Below are 18,578 nucleotides of genomic sequence, written 5' to 3'. Positions count from 1 at the left end.
GATGACCCAGAGCAGTCTTTCTCCCGTCACCTTCGACATCACCGGACCGCTGCCCGGCGGCACAACGGTATTGGAGGCCAGTGCCGGCACCGGGAAGACGTACGCGATCGTCGGTCTGGCCGCTCGGTACGTGGCGTCCGGGGTGCCGTTGTCCGAACTACTCCTGGTCACCTTCAGCCGATTCGCCACAGCTGAACTTCGAGAACGAACCCGGCTGCGACTGGCCGATCTCGCACGGGCACTTGCCGATCCGCAACGTGCGGCGCAATCCGATGACCCTCTCGTGGCAATGCTCGCCCGCGGCAGCGGCGAGGAGGTGGGTGTTCGTCGCGAACGGTTGACCGCTGCGTTGTCGGACTTCGATGCGGCGACCATCGCGACCACACACACATTCTGCAGCCGCATGCTGGACGGGCTCGGTCTTGCCGGCGACTTCGAGAACGACATCACTCTGGTGGAGGACGTAGGCGATCTCATCACCGAAGTCACCGACGACCTGTACCTGCGGCGCTTCAGTGGTACCGACGCGGTGCCGTTCAGTCTTCGTGACGCCCATGCCTTCTCGCGGGCGGCGGTGTTCGGGCGGCAGGCGCGGCTGGGGCCTGACGCCGAACCCGGGGCGGACGAGTACGTGCGGGTGGAGTTCGCCACCCAGGTACGCAAAGAGGTGGAACGGCGTAAACGCCTCACCAATGTGCGTGACTATGACGACCTTCAGATGTTGCTGCGCGACACATTGGCCGACCCCGCACACGGGCCGGCGGCCTGCCGGCGGATTCGTAGCCGTTTTCGGGTGGTGCTCGTCGACGAGTTCCAGGACACCGATCCGGTGCAGTGGGAGATCTTTCGCCTCGCGTTCCACGGGCACACGACGTTGGTGCTCGTCGGCGACCCGAAGCAATCGATCTACGCCTTCCGAGGCGCAGAGGTGTTCAGTTACCTCGATGCCGTACGCGCCGCAGACAACCATCAGGCTCTTCCGACGAACTGGCGAAGTGACGCCGGTCTGATCGATGCGCTGGACCGGATCTACGCCGGAGCAGCTCTCGGTAGCCCGGACATCGTTGTGCACCAGGTGACCGCGAACAACGACGGATCCCGGCTTCCCGGTCTGGTCCCGCTGCGGTTGCGCCATCTGAACCGCAAGGGACACGGGCCGCTGAACAAGTCGGGGTTTCCGGTGCTCGACCGGCTGCGCCGGGCGGTGGCCGACGACGTCGCCGCGGACCTCACCGACCTGCTCAACTCCGGCACCGACCACGTCACCGGTGGGAAAACGAGGCCGGTCGAGCCGGGAGACGTCGCAGTCCTGGTTCGAAATCACAAGCACCTGAGCATGATTCAAGGTGCCCTGGACGCTGCGGGGATACCGTCGGTGCTGGCGGGAGGCACCAGTGTCTACAGCACCCAGGGAGCGCTCGACTGGCTGTGGTTGTTGCAGGCCATGGAGCAGCCGAGTCGTACGGCCCGAATCCGGTTGGCTGCACTCACCCCGCTTCTGGGGTGGACTGCCACTGAACTCGATGCAGGCGGAGACGAGCTGACAGCGGACATCAGCGCGATGATCCGCGAGCTCGTGGCGGTCTATCAGGACGCCGGGTTCGCGGCGGTGTACGAGCATCTGTCCGGACGCCGCGACATCGCCGGTCGTCTGCTGGGTATCACCGGCGGCGAACGTCGACTCACCGACCTCACCCACGTCGCCCAGTTGTGCAACCGTGCCGTGGTGGAGCAGGGGCTGGGTCTCACCGCGCTCGTGCGCCGACTCACCGAGTTGATCAAGGATCCGGTCGCAGGCAATCAGGGCGAGCAGAGCCGCCGTCTCGACAGCGACGCCGCGGCGGTTCAACTCCTGACCGTGCATCGCAGCAAGGGACTCGAGTTCCCGATCGTCTACGTGCCCTACGGCTGGGACGCGGCGCGCCATCCGAACCCCGCAACTCTGTTGCTGCACAACGACTCAGGAGAGCGCATCCTTGACGTCGGAGGCAAGGACGCACCCGGGTACCGGGCCCGCCGGGACACCGCCGCTGCCGAGGAAGACGGGGAAGAGTTGCGATTGTTGTACGTGGCGCTCACACGCGCTGCCTCCGCCGTGGTGCTGTGGTGGGCGCCTGCGACTGCCACCCGCTCGTCGCCGCTTCACAGGCTGCTGTTCAGCCGCGACAAAACCAGCCCCGAACCACGTCCGGTGGTACCCGACGATGCACGGGTGGCCCGCTTCTTCACCGAATGGGGTGAGGCGGCAGGCGGCGTGGTCACCGTGCAGCCGGCGACGTTTGCGCCGATGGGCAGTCCCCGTTGGCAGCAACCGAAGCCGTCGGCAGGCGACCTGGGGTCAGCGTCCTTCACCCGCGTCATCGACCGCACGTGGCGGCGCACCTCCTATTCGGCGCTGGTGGCGGGCACACATCAGCCGGGCGTGGCGAGCGAGCCCGAGGTCACGGACAAGACAGACGAGCAGACGGTGGAACCTCTTGCCGAAGCGACCACGGAAGGTCCTGCTGAACTCAAACACGTGTCGCTGATGAACTCGCTGCCTTTCGGGGCGGCCTTCGGAACGCTTGTCCACGAGGTACTCGAGACCGTCGACACCGATGTCACCGATCTGGCAGGCGAAGTGCGTCGCCGCTGTGTCGAGGCCGCGCTGGCCAGGATGGCCGAGGTCGACATCGATGTGCTCGCCGAGGCGCTGACCGCGGTGATGCACACACCTCTGGGTTCCGATCGCGAACTCAGCCTCGCGCGCATACCTTCGAAGGATCGCTTGTCAGAGCTGACCTTCGAGTTCCCGCTCGGATCGCAGACCGATCCGACCCTGCGAGACATCAGCGACCTGATGGCGGATCATCTGTCGCCCGATGATCTGCTCGCCGACTATCCCGCCCTGCTGCGGCGGGTGCCCGCACCGCCGCTGCGCGGATTCCTCACCGGCAGCATCGACGCGGTTCTGCGGATTCCGGGGGACCGATTCGTGGTGGTGGACTACAAGACGAACCGGACCGCGCGCGGCGACCTCACCTGCCTGGACTACACACCGGAGTCGATGGCGCGGGAGATGATGCACTCGCACTATCCTCTGCAGGCGTTGCTGTATTCGGTTGCGTTGCACCGCTATCTACGATGGCGATTGCCGGGTTACGACCCGTCGGTGCACCTCGGTGGCGTTCAGTACCATTTCGTCCGCGCAATGATCGGGCCGCAGACGCCAACGGGCTGCGGCGTGTTCGAGTGGACGCCGTCGGCGCCCCTCATCGCTGCCGTGTCCGACCTCATCGCCGGAAGGACGGTGGCCGCGTGACCGCCGATGTCGACGCACGGATCGTGCTGAACGCCGCTGCGCCACTGGTGCCCTTCAATCAGGCAGGCGTGCTCAGCGCCGCCGATGTCCATGTGGCTCAACGACTTGCTGCACTGTCCAAGACCGACATCGAGCCGGCGGTGTTGATCGCCACCGCGCTGGCAGTGCGCGCGGTCCGGTTGGGGTCGGTCTGTGTGGAGGTCAACCGGCTCTCCGAGATCGCCATCGACGACGAGGAGTCGGGGATCGATCCGGACACGTTGCCGTGGCCGGACCCGGCCGACGTCGTCAGAGCGCTCGAGTCGAGTCCTCTGCTGACGGGTGCGGCATCGGGACCGTTGAGGCCGCTCCATCTCGCACACACGCCCGAGGGTCCACTGCTCTACCTCCGTCGCTACTTCCAGCAGGAACAGCGGATCCGTGAGCTCCTCGACAACAGGGCCCGCACGCACCCGGATCTCGACGCCGGGCGATTGTCGGAGGGGCTTCACCGGCATTTCCCCGACGCCGGCCCCGACCGACAGCGGATTGCTGCTGCCCTGGCGACAGCCGGGTGGACAACGGTCATCGCAGGGGGGCCGGGCACCGGTAAAACGCACACCGTTGCGCGGGTACTGGCCCTCATGTTCGACGAGTACGGACCGGGTCTTCGCGTTGCTCTGGCTGCCCCGACGGGCCGGGCAGCGGCCCAACTCGAGGCATCGGTGCGCGCTCAGGCGCCCGAACTCGGGCTCCCGGAGCATCTGACGGCGACCACCCTTCACCGGTTACTCGGATGGCGGCCGGGAAACCGCAGCAGATTCGCACACGACAGCACGAACCGGCTGCCTCACGAGCTGGTGGTCATCGATGAGACGTCGATGGTGTCACTGACGATGATGTCGCGACTGCTCGATGCGTTGCGCCCCCAATCCAGGCTTGTCCTGGTGGGGGATCCCGATCAATTGGCCTCTGTGGATGCCGGGGCTGTGCTCGCCGATCTGGTCGCGAGGCCCGTCACCGAGCAGACCAATCCGGTGCTGAGCAGTCTGGTCGCCGAGGACCTCGAACCCGACGCCGACAACGTCGACGCGCTGTCGGTCGAGGAGCGTGAACAGTTGGGTGGAGGGGTGATCCGTCTCACGCGGGTGCGCCGGTTCGGGGAGAGGATCGAACAGTTGGCGGCGGCTGTGCGCCGGGGCGACGCCGATGAGGTGATCGATCTCCTCGGTGCCGGCCATGACGAGTTCGAACTCGTCGGGTTCGACGCTCTCGAATCGGTGCGGCGCGACGTCGTCGACTCCGCCACCGCAGTGCGGGTGGCCGCGGAGGCCGGGGATGCTGCGGCGGCCCTGGCCGGTCTGAGCTCGCATCGACTGCTGTGTGCTCATCGGGAAGGTATGTCGGGCGTCGAATACTGGTCGCGATTGGCGACCGAGTGGATCGACGCACCGGAGGAGGCTTTCGACACGGGCCGGTGGTTCGCCGGACAACCACTGCTGGTGACCGCAAACGATTACGACACAGGCATCTACAACGGAGATACCGGGGTGGTGGTGAACATCGACGGCAGGCCGATGGTGGCGTTCGCGCGCGGCCAGTCGATCAAGATGCTGCATCCGTCTCAGCTGGTGTCGGCAACGTCGGTGTATGCCATGACAATTCACCGCAGCCAAGGCTCACAGTACGAGTCCGTGTCCGTGGTGATCCCTCCGGAACGGTCGTCCCTGCTGACACGCGAACTGCTCTACACGGCCATCACCCGGGCCAGTGCTCGCGTGCGGCTCGTCGGCACCGAAGAGGCCATCAGGGCCGGTGTGAATCGGAAAGTGCTGCGCGCAAGCGGCTTACGGACCAGGCTCGAGTGAGCTAGGCCGGAAAGCGTAGGGCGTCGAACGCTTCCGCGTCGGGCTGGAGCGCCATTCGCTGAAACCACTCGGTTCGCAGGACATCCCAGCGAACTTCTTCTGGCAGGGCAGCGAGCATGGTCATCGCGCCACCTCTGGCGATCTCGCTCTTGTGTGCGGACAAGGCGTCCCACTTGGTCTGCAGCCACGCGGTCACGTCGACGAAGAGATCTATCTCCTCGTCGGGCACCCCGGGCAGCGGCCCCACCGGGCGGTTCGCCTGTTTTCTCACCGCAGGCCAGAGAAGCTGGGCAGCCGAGAACGGCATGGTGGCCTGGTAGAGAAGTTTCGGCCGCCAGGGTGGGCCCGCCTCGGGGTACAGCTGCGGGTATCCGGCTGCTCCGATCGCAGCAACCGCAACGCGATGTGTCTGGATGTGGTCGGGGTGCCCGTACACACCCATTGGGTCATACGTCAGCACGGTGTCCGGCCGGAATGCGCGGATGTGGGCGACCACCGACTCGACCAGTTCATCAAAAGGGGCGTCGCAGAACGAGCGGTAGTCCTCTGTGGTGTCGGTGACACCGAGATCTGCGTACCCCAACAGCCTCGGGGCACCGGCATTCAATATCTGAAGGGATCGCTGTAGTTCGCCGGCCCGTTCGGAGCCCGGGGGCCAGGTACACGTCACAACCGACGTGCGACCGCCGAGTTCTGCGCATCGTAGGAGGACACCCCCTGTCCAGAGCGCTTCGTCATCGGGATGCGCGTGGATGCAGAGCAGACTCGGATGCGACACGGGTTCAGCGTAGTCCGCGCCATCTCTGGTGCGGCCCGAGATGGTGGTCGAGAATCGGCGTAGCTGCCGAACTCGACCGAGAGCAGGCTGAGGTGCCGCGAGGCTAAGGTCGCCACATGGCCGATGGTGCGGGGACCAAGGTGCGGGCGATGCTGCGTCGCCTGGTACCCCGTCGGTACGTCTTCGGCGGGCTCTGCGGCGCGTTGGTGAGCTTGTGGTTGTCGCTGACGCCGTCACTCCTTCCACGGGGTTGGCTCTTCCAAGGTGTTGTCAGCGGAGCATCGGTGGCGCTCGGCTACGGACTGGGAGTGCTGCTGTCGGCGGTGCTGCGTCGTGTCACCGCCAGGGAATCCTCGCCGGCTTTCAAACGGTGGGCCTGGCGGACGTTTGTTGTCGTCGCGCTGATCGGGACGACGGCGATGCTGGCCTGGTTCGGCTCGTGGCAACGGGAACTACGAGACCTGATGGGGACCGCGTCGTTCCCGGGCTACGGCTATGTGCTGGTGCCGGTGTCGGCACTGGTGGTCGCTGTGCTGTTCATCGCCCTCGGCCGGGCCATGCGCCGCGTGACCGCGATGGTGACCGCAGTGCTGAACCGAATAGTTCCGCCCGCGGTCTCCGCGGTTGTCGCCGTCCTTCTGGTGATCGGCGTGACCATCGGGGTTCTCAACGGAGTGGTGGTGCGCGCCACGATGTCCGGCCTGAACGAATCGTTTGCGGCGATCAACGACGAGACCGACCCGGAGACAGCGCAACCGACGAGCCCGTTGCGGTCGGGAAGCCGGGAGTCCGTTGTCACGTGGGCCTCGCTCGGCAAGCAAGGGCGATCGTTTGTGTCCTCGGGTCCGTCGGCCCAGCAACTGTGCGCCTTCAACAACGCGTCGCCGCAGGAGCCGATCCGGGCGTACGCCGGACTGGCCTCGGCCGGTGGCTACGGCGGCGAGGCCGACCTGGTCGTCGACGACCTCGAGCGGGCGGGGGCCTTCGAGCGCGCAGTGATCGCGGTGGGAACCACCACGGGCACCGGATGGGTGAACGAGAGCACCGTGAGCGCGCTGGAGTACATGTACAACGGCGACACCGCAGTGGCTTCCATGCAGTACTCGTACCTGCCCAGTCCGATCTCGTTTCTGGTCGACCGGGAACGGGCCCGCGCCGCCGGTCAGGCCTTGTTCGAAGCGGTGTATGCGCGGTGGCATGTCCTACCCGAGGACTCGCGCCCCAAACTGGTGGTCTTCGGAGAGAGCCTGGGGTCCTTCGGGGCCGAGGCGCCGTTCACGAGCATCGAAGACCTCGCGGCCCGCGCAGACGGCGCCCTGTTCATCGGTCCGACCTACACCAACGAGGTGTGGCAGAAGACCAGCGCCGAGCGTGCTCCCGGGTCTCCGCAGTGGCTGCCCATCTACAAAGACGGCAGCACCGTCCGTTTCATCGCCGGCGCGGACGATCTTTCCCGCCCTGACACCGAGTGGCCATCACCGAGGGTGGTCTACCTGCAGTACCCGTCCGATCCGATCACCTGGTGGTCACCCCACCTTCCGTTCCGCAAACCCGATTGGCTACGCGAATCACGCGGGCGAGACGTACTCGACAGCATGCAGTGGATTCCGGTCATCACTTTCCTCCAGGTGTCGGCGGACATGGCCGTGTCCAACGACGTTCCCGATGGGCACGGTCACACGTTCCACGCGGACATCGCCGATTCCTGGGCGGCGATCCTGCAGCCGACGCAGTGGAGCGCCGACCAGACCCTGCGGTTACGTGAACTCCTCAGACAGAACGCCGGTGAGTGAGTCCGGGCCTGTCGATGCACGATCGGTGAGCACAGCGCACAATTGCACCCATGGCCATCATCAACAAGGGCTTCGGGGCCCGCCGCCGGCAGAAGGACGACCGGCTACCGCCAGGGCAATACCTGACCCGCGACTTCCCCGTCCTGACCGCTGGACCCACCCCGGCGATCCGACAAGAGCAGTGGGGTTTCGACGTCAAAGGGCGAGACGGGGAGCTGCAGAGCTGGACGTGGGACGAGTTCATGGCGCTGCCCCAGGAGGACGTCACCGTCGATATCCATTGCGTGACGGCATGGTCGAAGCTCGACACGACGTGGCGCGGGGTTTCGCTGGATGTGCTCCTCGGCGACGACGTCGATCCCGACGGTTTCATCCTGGCCCACTGTTACGGCGGGTACACCACCAATGTGCCGCTGGAAGATGTCCTCGACGGCAAGGCGTGGGTTGCGCACACCTACGACGATGAGCCACTTGCGGCTGAACACGGTGGGCCGGCACGACTGTTGATCCCGCACCTGTACTTCTGGAAGTCAGCCAAGTGGGTCAACGGTCTGACGATCATGGACGACGACGTGCCGGGCTTCTGGGAGACCAACGGATACCACAACCACGGAGACCCGTGGAAAGAAGAGCGGTATTGGTGAACGGCTGGCGGCCCGCGACGGTGGTCGCGGCCGAGATGGAGACACAAACCGCACGTACCCTGCGCTTGCGGCTGCCTGATCGCGGCCGGGTGCTACCGGGTCAACACATCGACATCCGCCTGACCGCCGAGGACGGGTATCAGGCGGTGAGGTCCTACTCGATTGCCGCGGCCACCGGTGACGACCTGCTCGAGACCACCGTCGAGGAGCTCGAGGACGGAGAGGTCTCGCCTTACCTGGTGTACGACCTGCAGGTGGGTGACCAGGTGGAGGTCCGCGGGCCGATCGGTCGCTGGTTCGTCTGGAGGCCGAACGAACAGAACCCGGTGCAGCTGATCGCAGGTGGTTCAGGCGTGGTGCCACTCATGTCGATGATCCGGGAACACGAACACGCGTCCTCCCAGGCGCCTTTCCGGCTCTTCTATTCGCTGCGCACACCCGCAAGTCGCTACTACGCGCAGGAACTGGAAAGCCTGGTCGCTTCTGAACGACTGCGTGTGGACTACGTGTACACCCGGCAGGCGCCTGAACTGTCGACGCGACCGGCCGGTCGGCCGGACATCGGCGAGTTCGCGGCCGCACTGATCCCGGTGGACCTCGATCCGCAGGTGCGAGTTTGCGGGCCAACGGCTTTCGTCGAACAGTATGCGCAGTGGCTACTCGATCTGGGTTATCCCGCCGCGAACATCCGTACCGAGCGTTTCGGAGGGTGAGACCCCACATGGAAAGCGAAATCCTTGAGACGACATGACCCCGAGTGGCGTGCATTCGCGTCCGACAATTACGCCGGAGTGTTGCCAGAGGTGTTGACTGCCATCGCCGAGGCGAACGGTGGCCATCAGGTCTCTTATGGCGAAGACGACTACACCGATGCGCTGCGGGAGGTCGTCCGCAACGAATTCGGTTCTCGTGCCGAGGTCTTTCCTGTTTTCAACGGTACCGGCGCCAATGTGGTGGCGTTGACATCGCTCATGCCGCGTTGGGGCGCTGCGATTGTCACGGAGTCTGCGCACGTCCACACCGACGAAGGCGGTGCGCCCGAACGCGTCAGTGGTATCAAGCTGCTGACGGTGCCCACCCCGGACGGCAAGCTGACGCCGGAACTGATCGCGACGGAGGCCTATGGCTGGGGATTCGAGCATCGGGCACAGCCTGCTGCGGTCAGCCTGACCCAGGTCACCGAGCTCGGGACGCTCTACACCCCGGCAGAGATCGCGGCCAACGCCGACTTCGCTCACCGGAACAACATGGCGTTGCATGTCGACGGAGCCAGGCTGTGGAATGCGGCTGCGGCCCTGCAGATGCCTATGGGGCGGTTCACCACCGACGGCGGAGTGGACATCGTCAGCCTCGGCGCCACCAAGGTCGGTGCGCTCGGCGCCGAGGCGATCGTGGTGATCGACCCAGACCGGGTCGACGGCTTGATCTATCTACGCAAACTGAGCATGCAGCTGGCCAGCAAGATGCGCTTCATCTCGGCACAGTTGCTGGCACTGTTCGAAGACGGCAACGGTATTCGCGCTGCCGCGCACGCCAACGCGATGGCTGCGCGTCTACGAGCCGGTCTCGAAGGTGTTCCGGGGCTTGGGTTCGCGCAGTCCACCGAGTCGAACGCCGTGTTCGCCGTCCTCGATCGCGCAGCCGCCGAACGGGTCCGTGAGTCGTGGCGTTTCTACGACTGGGATGAGTCGGGCGGAACGGTGCGATGGATGTGTTCCTTCGACACCACCGACGACGACGTGGACCGCTTCATCGAGACCGTCAAAAGAGAGCTCGCACGCTGATCGTATGCGCTGCCCGTCCTACGTCCGGCCGGTGGCACCGCCGAGTTGATGGCGCAGTGCGTCGGATACTTCTGGCCACCGGAAGCGATGCCCGATCGCGGTGAGCCGGGACGGCACCACATGCTGGTTGGCCAACGCGAGTTCGCGAGCGCCTTGCGCGCCGAGGATCAGTTGTGGACCCAGGCTGGGCACGGGCATGATCGCCGGCCGGTGCACCGCCCTGGCCAAGGCTGCGGTGTAGTCGCGGTTACGCACGGCATTCGGTGCCACCGCATTGATCGGTCCCTGCAATGTCTCGTCGACGATGGCGCGATGGTAGATGTCCACCAGATCGTCGATCGCGATCCACGGCAGCCACTGCTTGCCGTCCCCGATTCGCCCGCCGAACCCCACGGTGAACAGTGGGCGTAACAGCCTTAATGTGCCACCGGCCGCAGCCTGCACGATGCCGGTGCGGACGTTGACGACCCGGACGCCGGAGTCGCCTGCGGCTGCGGTCGCCGCCTCCCAGTCGGCGACAACGTCGGCAAGGAATCCCTCGCCACGCGAGGCGCTTTCGTCGAGCTGCTCGTCGCCGCGGTCATAGCCGTAGATGCCCACGGCCGAGGCGCAGATGAGCGCGGGCTGCGGTGTGGTGGCCGCGATCACCGACGACAACTTGGCCGTCGGGTCGATGCGGCTGTCGCGGACCGCTCGTTTGTGGCTGTCACTGAATCGGCCCGCGATGGATTCGCCGGCCAGATGGACCACTGCGTCGACGCCGTCCACCAGGTCTGGTGCCGGATTGTCCGGATCCCAGCGTCGCTCGTCTGCGTGGGAGGGATCGCGGCGCACGAGTGAGATCACCCGGTGCCCGCCGGTGGTCAAGAATGCCTTGAGTGCGGTACCCACCAGGCCGGAGGAGCCGGTCATCGCAATGGTCATCGGTCCGCGCCCCAACTCGCTCGCCCATGCGTGGGCCGCCAGGTCGTCGGCGAGCTGGCGATGCCGGTAGCGAAACATGGGCCGTAGCAACGCAGTCGGGACGGGTGTGTCAACAGTGTCGGTGACCATTGTGGAGTTCGCGTCGACGGCAGAGAATCCGTGGTGGTGCGTCCACGTCAGCACGGACTTCAGAGGCCACGAGTCCAACTTGTCCACGAACTGATTGGGTGGGTGGTACCTCGATGGCTGATGCTGCGCGACCCATTTCAGTCCACCTGGGAACCCCAACACCGCAGTTCCGTCACTGAGCGACTCGGCTTCTTTGATCAACGACGGTGGTCCCCACGGTGGGGCCAGCCGCGTGAAGGCGCCCGGCCGTCCGTGCCAGGCGAACACCTCGTCTACAGGAGTGGGGACGGTACTCGAATGCGTGATGCCCATGGGCCCACGCTACGCATCGGTGATCGTCTGCGCGGGACGCAGCACGTACCCGACGTAGCCGTACTCTGCACCGAACCGGCGACGGATGTGTATTTCCTTCTCGACGATGTCGAGGGCTTCGTCGTCGGCGCGCTGTTCATGGCGCAGGCGGTTGATGCTTGCCGCCAGCGGGCCGTACAGCTCGTCCCAGTCGCTGTCGGGTAGCAGGTATGTCGCTGCCACCACCCAGCCCAGCGCCTGGGCCGCATCGATGCTCTGGGCGACGGTCCGCATTTCGGGAGCAGCGGATAGCCAAAAATCGGCCGCTTCGCGACTCGGAGCTGTGGTCAGCCAGTTGGCGTCGGTCAGTACGACGGCACCACCGGGTGCAAGCAGCCGTCGCCACCGCCTGAGCGCGTTGCCGACGCCCATGATGTACGCCGAACCCTCCGCCCAGATGAGGTCGAAACGGTGGTCGGGATAGTCGAGTGCCTCCATCGTGACCTCATCGACGGAGATCGAATCCGCCACTCCTGCGGTGATCGCGTTGGACAGCAGGTCGTCCAAAAAGGGCCGATGAGTGTCCACGGCCGTCACACGAGCCCCCAGCTTCGCCAAAACGATTGTGGCAGGACCGGTTCCGGCGCCGACATCGAGGACGTGAGGAACGGGTGTCTTCACGTCGGCCAACCTGAACAGCAATCGAGTCGTCGCGACCGACCCCGGTGCCTCGCGGGGCAGTCCCCGGTGAGCGGCGAAGAAGACGTCATCGAGCATTCGGTGATGCTCTCAGGCGGGCACGAGACCGGGCAAGGCAATTGATCGGTCACCGGGTCGACGCTTCGTCAGCCCTGCTGCTTGGCCCACTCCTCGATTCTCGAGGCGCTCTCGACGGGGGAGAGGTCTTCGATCCGGGTCATCACCGACCATCTGACCCCGAAAGGGTCGCGCACCGAGCCGAAGCGGTCACCGGAGACAAAGGTCTGTACCTCCTCGCGGATGATCGCACCCGCATCGACTGCCCGCTGCACCACGGCATCCACGTCGGTGACGTAGATGGCCATCGAGTAACAGTCGGAGTCCCCGTCTGGCCTCGGCACCAGTCCATACTGAGGGTTGGGGTCGCCCAGTTGCAGCCGCCCCGTCCCGAAGTCGAGGTCGGCATGCGCGACAATCGGTTGACCGTCGGGACCGGGGAAGTCGGTGCGCTGTTCAACGCGTGCCCCGAAGACGTTGCTGTAGAACTCGATTGCCTCGGCAGCAGGCGTGACGACGATGAAGGGTGTGAGGGAGGTATAGCCGTGGGGGATTCCGTGATCGGTGAATTGCCCGTTGGCAGCGTGGGTACTCATGAAGGCGATAATCCACCGACGCAGGGTGTGAGCGCTTGAAGAAACGCGACAGTTCCCACCATGGGCCCGCCGGGCCTCGTGGTGACCTGCGCCCAGGCGCCGGTGGCGTACACATCTCACGCCTCCCGGTCCCTCCCGGACATCGGGCCGGGAGCCTTCTACGACATGTCTGGATCGCATCCTGGGACCTGTCGGCACCGATCGTTCAACCGGTCCTCGAACACCCCGGCGGGAACGTGGTCGTCGAGCCGGACAAGGCGGCGCTGTATTGCGTCAGTCAGGGGACCAGTGAGCAGAAGCTCGAAGGAATGAGCTGGGCCGCGGCAGTTCTGCTGCGACCCGCTGCGATCACTCTGATGACAGGCAGATCGATGGCGGGTGCGACGGCCGGCGGACCGGTGTTGCCGATCGGTGAGCCTCTGCCCATCCCCGGCCGGGGTGATGTCGCGGGAGCAGTGCGGTCGGCGATGCGCTCACGTTCGAAATCGGATCAGCGCGCCTACGAGGAGGTCCTGTCCGTATACCTCGCCTGGGCCACGGAGTGGGAGATCGATGACGAAGGCGAGTTGATCAACCGGGTCGTCGATGTGGTCGAAGACGATGACGGGCCGCGCCGCGTCGCCGAACTCGCTGATGCGGTGAACATGTCCACGCGCGCCCTTCAGCGGTTGTGTGTACATCGAACGGGACTGAGCCCCAAGTGGTTGATCCAACGTCGCCGGTTGCAAGACGCTGCACTCGCCCTGCGTGAAGGCCAGATGTCGGTAGCGGATGTGGCAGCGTCACTCGGATACTCCGATCAGGCGCACCTGGCCCGCGAGTTCAAGGCTGTTGTCGGTTGGACACCCAGCGACTACGTGCGGTCTGCCGCCCGGCGGGAATGAGGTCGCGGTGACCGTCAGCGCCGCCGTCCGATTCCCAGCAGGTCACGCACCATCGCCTCGGCAGATGCCACCGGTGCGATCAGCCTTTCGGTGATATCGACGATGTTCTCCACCCGTCCGACAACACGTTCGATCCGTTCGACCACCGCAACCATTTTCGTGACCGTGCTGTCCACCCGCGCAAGGGTCGCCGAGAAGTCGTCCATGGCTGCGCCGAAACTGCCAAGGGTCCTGTCGAATTCGCCCATCGCCCTGTCGAAGTCGGTGAGGGCCCCGCCGAGGTCGCCGATGATCGTGTCCAGTTGCCCGACAGTGACGTCTGCGTTCATCGCCGCTTGCGCCAGTTTCCGGAAACGCTGCCGTTCGTGGCCGTCTTCTCCACTGTCCGTTGTCACCACGCCCCAAGTATCTTCTTCGCGCCTCGGCGGTGCGGGCAATTCGCAAAGCCGCCGTAGCTCGGACTGCCTCCCGCGTAGTTCTTTATGCTCTGTTCGGATGCGCCGGGTGAACGTCATGCCGGGTATTGGACGCGAGGAGGCGCCGTGATGGCCGACAGGTTTGACGTCATTGTGGTCGGGGGCGGGCTGGCCGGGCTGGTCGCAACCCATGAACTGGTGAAGGCCGGCAAGCGCGTGGCGGTGCTGGAACAGGAGAACGAACAGAACCTGGGTGGGCAGGCTTTCTGGTCTCTGGGTGGTCTGTTCTTCGTCGATTCCCCCGAGCAGCGCAGACTCGGCATCAAGGATTCGGTCGAACTGGCCCGACAGGACTGGTTCGGTTCCGCCGGATTCGATCGTGACCGTGAGGACCACTGGCCGCGGCAATGGGCCGAGGCCTACGTGAACTTCGCCGCCGGCGAAAAGCGTTCGTATCTGCACGATCTGGGCCTGCGGGTGATGGCGACCGTCGGTTGGGCCGAGCGTGGCTCCGGTCTCGCTGCCGGCCACGGCAACTCTGTCCCGCGATTCCACATCACCTGGGGGACGGGCCCGGAGGTGGTCCGGGTGTTCCGCGAACCGGTTCTCGACGGTGCTGCCAAGGGTCTGGTCACCATCAAGTACCGGCATCAGGTGGACGAGCTCATCGTGGAGAACGGGGCGGCAGTCGGCGTCCGGGGATCTGTCCTGGTGCCCTCGACCCAGCGGCGAGGGGTGTCGTCGAGTCGTGAAGTCGCCGCCGAGTTCGAACTCCGTGCCGAAGCTGTGGTCGTCACTTCAGGAGGCATCGGCGGCAACTTCGACCTCGTGAAGAAGAACTGGCCGGTAGACCGTCTCGGGCCTGCCCCAGCACACATGATTACCGGCGTACCCGCGCACGTGGACGGTCGAATGCTCGAGATCACCCAGAACGCCGGCGGCAACATCGTCAACAGCGACCGCATGTGGCACTACCCCGAGGGAATCAAGAACTGGGACCCGATCTGGCCCAACCACGCCATTCGGATCATCCCGGGCCCGTCGTCACTGTGGCTCGACGCCACGGGCAAACGGCTACCGGTTCCGAACTTCCCCGGTTTCGACTCGTTGGGCACACTGGGAACGATCACTCGCGGCGGCCACGACTTCACCTGGTTCATCCTGACCCAGGCGATCATCGAAAAAGAGTTTGCCCTGTCGGGTTCGGAGCAGAACCCGGACTTCACCGGAAAAGACATCAAGCTTCTCCTTCAGCGCGTCCGCAAAGGCGCAACGGGTCCGGTCGAGGCCTTCAAGGAGCACGGCATCGACTTTGTCGTCCGCGACAATCTCCGCGATCTGGTGGCCGGGATGAACGAGATCACCACAGGTCCCCAGCTCGACTTCGCGAGCATCGAAGCCGAAGTGGTGGCCCGCGACCGCGAACTGGACAACAAATACACCAAGGACATGCAGATCATGGCGATCCGCAATGCCCGAAACTACCTCAGTGACAAGATCATCCGGGTGGCACGGCCTCACAAGTTGCAAGACCCGAAATACGGCCCGATGATTGCCGTCCGCCTGCATCTGGTGACCCGAAAGACGCTGGGTGGGCTGGAGACCGATCTCGATGCGAAGGTGATCCGGCCGTCCGGTGAGCCGTTCGAAGGTCTGTATGCAGCCGGCGAGGTCGCGGGTTTCGGTGGCGGTGGGGTACACGGCTACAACGCGCTCGAGGGCACTTTCCTCGGTGGCTGCATCTTCTCCGGCCGGGCGGCCGGACGCGCACTCGCCCGCGACCTCGGCTGAGGCCCCGCTACCTCGGTTGAGGCCCCGCTACCTCGGTTGAGGCGGAGTACCGAGCGGCTCAGTCGCCCACGGGAGTGCTTGCCGCCAACGCTTCCTCGTGTGCCCGAGGCCGGGCCACCCTGGCACGGACATCGATCCGGTAAGAGATGATGGCCAGGGTGAACAGCCCGACAGACAGGTTCATCAAAGCGGCGAATCCTTCGGTTGCAAAATCGACCAACGCATTGAGCATCGTGAAGGTGAGTGCGCCGTACCGCAGGAAATGCAGCGGCCACATCTTGTCGGTTCTACGCAGCATCACCATCGCCGGGAGTGAAAAAGCAAGCGTGACGGTCGAACTCAGGAGAAGGATGGCGGTGGCCATGCTCATGCCCGCCAACTCGAACGTCACGTTGTCGTCGTCCAGGTAGATCCCGTTCATCGCGATGCCGAGAAGCCCGAAGCCGAACGCCAGCGCCGCGGTCACGGTCATCAGCCAACCGACGATCGGCAGCCATCGCGGACTTCGGAACCACGATGGGATCAAGCGGGGAGCCCACTGCGACAGCGCATACAACCGCGCAGATGCGATGCCCGATGTCAGCAGAAGGCTACGAATGTGTTCCGCCGCAACCTTGTCGTAGCCCATCTCCTCGGCTTCCTCGACCAGGCGCAGCGCGAGCTCCCGCCGGTGCGGGGCCAGACCTCGGGCAACCCCGTCGGCCGCGATGGAAGCTGCTGACGACACCTTCTCGTGAGCGCTCAGAGGTCGAACCTCTCGTAGGACCCGACCGACGATCAGAACGAAAACGACCAGTACATACATGATCTCGGCGGAAGGTCCGTAGAAGTAGTCGTTGTCCTTGGTGACGAACTTGCCCACCTCGTCGAGGAACAGACCGAAACCGATACCGCCGAGGACAACACAGAACAATCGGGCGCCGAACCCCAGCAGCCACCAACTGATCAGCAGCGACAGCATCATGAACGCTCCGCCGTAGAGCGCGTGGGCGATGTGTAGGTTTCCGCCCCCGACTTGCGGATAGTCGGTGATCCACAAGTAACCCCGGGTGAGAAGAATGGTGGTGATCGCGATGATCATGAACGCCTCTGCCGAACTGAAACCCACGGCGTTCCGAGTGAAGAAGCCGAGGCGGGACGATCGGTTGGATGAACGTGTCACGTCGCTCCTCGTGGTGAAACCGGGCAATCCGGCTGTGCGCAAGAATTGTACGGCGGCCGGTTCTCGAACGATCGGGTTCGTAACGAACACCGCGTGAGGCGGCTCGATCGCCGTTACTCTCAGCAAATGAAACAACTCATCCGGTCTGTGACCGCAGTTCTGCTGGTGATGGCGGCATTGTTCGTCGGCACGGCCACTGCCACGGCGACGCCCAGCAAAGACATTTCGGCGAAGACTTTCGCCGATTTCGAGATTCCCGCCGAATTGATCCCGTTCATCCCGGCCGGTGTCCACGTGGTGGCGCGTGAGATCACCATCGCTCCGGGCGGGACCACCGGGTGGCACTACCACGATGGACCGGTTGTCGGATTCGTCGGTGCGGGCACCCTGACCCATCCGGGTCCCGATTGTGTTCCCCAGATCTTCCGTACGGGCGATTTCATCAACGAACCGAGTGGGGTCGCCAACACCCACGTCGGACGTAACCTCGGCACTGTTCCCGTGGTCCTGTACGTCGCCTATCTGGAGCCCTTGGGTGACCCGCTCTTCGAGGACGCGCCCGCCCCCGCGTGTGCCGTCGCCGCCGGGTGACTCGCCTACGATCGCAGAGATGGACGTAGCCCAGAAAGTTGCTGTTGTCACCGGCGGTGGAGCCGGAATCGGCGCGGCCCTCAGTCGCGCTCTGGCAGAGGCCGGCAGCCGGGTTGTGATCGCAGACCTCAACGCGGGCAAGGCAGAGGCCGTTGCCGACGAGATCAACGCTTCGCATGATGGCCGTGCTGTCGCGGAGGGCGGAGATGTCGCGGATGAAGGTGTGCTCCAGCGGATTGTCGACCGCGCCGAGAGTGAGTTCGGGCCGGTGGACATCTTCTTCGCGAACGCCGGCACCACCGCCGGACTGGGCCTGGACACTCCCGACGACCTTTGGGACATCGCCCTCGAGGTGAACGTCATGGCCCACGTCCGTGCCGCGCGGTTGCTCGTTCCGCGATGGATCGAGCGTGGCGGCGGATATTTCGTGTCGACGGCGTCTGCGGCAGGTCTGCTGACACAGATCGGTTCGGCCACGTACTCGGTCTCCAAGCACGCCGCAGTGGGCTTCGCCGAGTGGCTCTCGGTCACCTACGGCGACCAGGGTGTGAAAGTGAGTTGTCTGTGTCCCATGGGAGTGGAGACCGAGTTGCTCCGCTCAGGGTTCGAGACCGACCAGCCGGGCGCTTCGGTCGCCGCCAGCGCGGTGACCGGCGCGGGTGCGGTACTTCAACCGGCAGACGTGGCGGTCCAGGTTCTCGCCGCGGTCGAACAGGAAAAATTCTTGATTCTCCCGCATCCGGAAGTACTGGACTTCTACCGTAACAAGGGGTCGGATTACGACCGTTGGATTTCCGGGATGCGTCGTTACCAGCGTCATCTGCTCTCGGATTCCTGACGTTCCGAACCAGCCGGCCTTCGACTCGGGCGATCAGGTCCGCCCGAGACATC

16 protein-coding genes are annotated in these 18,578 nt (G+C 65.0%); 10 read left to right on the top strand and 6 right to left on the bottom strand.

Annotation, left to right across the window (positions count from 1 at the left end):
- The first annotated feature begins 1 nt into the window (after position 1).
- Together WIMU1_RS15145 and recD are read left to right on the top strand one after the other, a co-directional pair.
- On the top strand, positions 2-3,301 hold the full coding sequence (locus tag WIMU1_RS15145) for a UvrD-helicase domain-containing protein (RefSeq protein WP_062798378.1): 3,300 nt from the start codon (positions 2-4) through the stop codon (positions 3,299-3,301).
- Entirely contained in the window at positions 3,298-5,148 is a 1,851-nt protein-coding gene (gene recD / locus WIMU1_RS15140) for an exodeoxyribonuclease V subunit alpha (RefSeq protein WP_084248302.1), read from the top strand. The genes WIMU1_RS15145 and recD overlap by 4 nt, the downstream gene beginning before the upstream one ends.
- A 1-nt stretch (position 5,149) precedes the next feature.
- Here recD and WIMU1_RS15135 read toward each other — a convergent pair whose 3' ends face one another.
- On the bottom strand, positions 5,150-5,926 hold the full coding sequence (locus WIMU1_RS15135; protein WP_062798376.1) for a PIG-L family deacetylase: 777 nt from the start codon (positions 5,924-5,926) through the stop codon (positions 5,150-5,152).
- A 116-nt stretch (positions 5,927-6,042) separates the two neighbouring features.
- On the opposite strand from WIMU1_RS15135, the gene WIMU1_RS15130 reads away from it, so the two are divergent.
- The 4 genes from WIMU1_RS15130 to WIMU1_RS15115 are packed head-to-tail and all read left to right on the top strand — an operon-like array spanning position 6,043 to position 10,147.
- Entirely contained in the window at positions 6,043-7,719 is a 1,677-nt protein-coding gene (locus WIMU1_RS15130) for an alpha/beta hydrolase (protein ID WP_062798374.1), read from the top strand.
- Positions 7,720-7,769: 50 nt separating this feature from the next.
- Positions 7,770-8,363 (top strand): sulfite oxidase-like oxidoreductase, encoded by a 594-nt coding sequence (locus WIMU1_RS15125; RefSeq protein ID WP_062798372.1) that lies wholly within the window; start codon positions 7,770-7,772, stop codon positions 8,361-8,363.
- Positions 8,339-9,076 (top strand): ferredoxin reductase, encoded by a 738-nt coding sequence (locus tag WIMU1_RS15120; protein ID WP_255283880.1) that lies wholly within the window; start codon positions 8,339-8,341, stop codon positions 9,074-9,076. The genes WIMU1_RS15125 and WIMU1_RS15120 overlap by 25 nt, the downstream gene beginning before the upstream one ends.
- A gap of 24 nt (positions 9,077-9,100) precedes the next feature.
- Entirely contained in the window at positions 9,101-10,147 is a 1,047-nt protein-coding gene (locus tag WIMU1_RS15115) for a threonine aldolase family protein (protein ID WP_062798370.1), read from the top strand.
- 18 nt (positions 10,148-10,165) lie between these two features.
- Here WIMU1_RS15115 and WIMU1_RS15110 read toward each other — a convergent pair whose 3' ends face one another.
- The 3 genes from WIMU1_RS15110 to WIMU1_RS15100 all read right to left on the bottom strand — a co-directional run bounded on the left by WIMU1_RS15110 (position 10,166) and on the right by WIMU1_RS15100 (position 12,843).
- Positions 10,166-11,512 carry a TIGR01777 family oxidoreductase gene (locus tag WIMU1_RS15110; RefSeq protein ID WP_062798369.1) on the bottom strand — a complete coding sequence of 449 codons (1,347 nt, stop codon included), beginning with the start codon at positions 11,510-11,512 and terminating at the stop codon, positions 10,166-10,168.
- A 9-nt stretch (positions 11,513-11,521) separates the two neighbouring features.
- Positions 11,522-12,268: a class I SAM-dependent methyltransferase gene (locus tag WIMU1_RS15105; protein ID WP_062798368.1), complete on the bottom strand. Its 747-nt coding sequence runs from the start codon at positions 12,266-12,268 to the stop codon at positions 11,522-11,524.
- Positions 12,269-12,336: 68 nt separating this feature from the next.
- Entirely contained in the window at positions 12,337-12,843 is a 507-nt protein-coding gene (locus WIMU1_RS15100) for a VOC family protein (protein WP_062798367.1), read from the bottom strand.
- 35 nt (positions 12,844-12,878) lie between these two features.
- Between WIMU1_RS15100 and WIMU1_RS15095 the strand changes: the two genes are divergently transcribed.
- Entirely contained in the window at positions 12,879-13,727 is an 849-nt protein-coding gene (locus tag WIMU1_RS15095) for a helix-turn-helix transcriptional regulator (RefSeq protein ID WP_147431384.1), read from the top strand.
- A 14-nt stretch (positions 13,728-13,741) separates the two neighbouring features.
- Here the strand turns inward: WIMU1_RS15095 and WIMU1_RS15090 are convergent, their stop codons facing one another.
- Entirely contained in the window at positions 13,742-14,125 is a 384-nt protein-coding gene (locus tag WIMU1_RS15090; protein ID WP_023958113.1) for a hypothetical protein, read from the bottom strand.
- Positions 14,126-14,272: 147 nt separating this feature from the next.
- Between WIMU1_RS15090 and WIMU1_RS15085 the strand changes: the two genes are divergently transcribed.
- On the top strand, positions 14,273-15,934 hold the full coding sequence (locus WIMU1_RS15085) for an FAD-binding dehydrogenase (protein ID WP_062798363.1): 1,662 nt from the start codon (positions 14,273-14,275) through the stop codon (positions 15,932-15,934).
- A gap of 58 nt (positions 15,935-15,992) precedes the next feature.
- Here WIMU1_RS15085 and WIMU1_RS15080 read toward each other — a convergent pair whose 3' ends face one another.
- Positions 15,993-17,096, bottom strand: a complete 1,104-nt coding sequence (locus tag WIMU1_RS15080) for a hypothetical protein (protein ID WP_062798648.1) — start codon at positions 17,094-17,096, stop codon at positions 15,993-15,995.
- Positions 17,097-17,222: 126 nt separating this feature from the next.
- Here WIMU1_RS15080 and WIMU1_RS15075 point away from each other — a divergent pair, with 126 nt between their 5' ends.
- The gene (locus WIMU1_RS15075; protein WP_116915244.1) at positions 17,223-17,687 is read left to right on the top strand and encodes a cupin domain-containing protein; all 465 of its coding nucleotides are present in this window, start codon (positions 17,223-17,225) and stop codon (positions 17,685-17,687) included.
- Positions 17,688-17,706: 19 nt separating this feature from the next.
- A complete protein-coding gene (locus WIMU1_RS15070) occupies positions 17,707-18,525 on the top strand; it encodes an SDR family oxidoreductase (protein WP_062798361.1) in 819 nt (272 codons plus the stop codon).
- Positions 18,526-18,578 lie beyond the last annotated feature (53 nt).

Source organism: Williamsia muralis NBRC 105860 (assembly GCF_001598915.1).
Classification (GTDB): domain Bacteria; phylum Actinomycetota; class Actinomycetes; order Mycobacteriales; family Mycobacteriaceae; genus Williamsia; species Williamsia muralis.
Note: the sequence above shows the minus strand (reverse complement) of the source record. Positions and strands in the feature narration are given on the sequence as shown.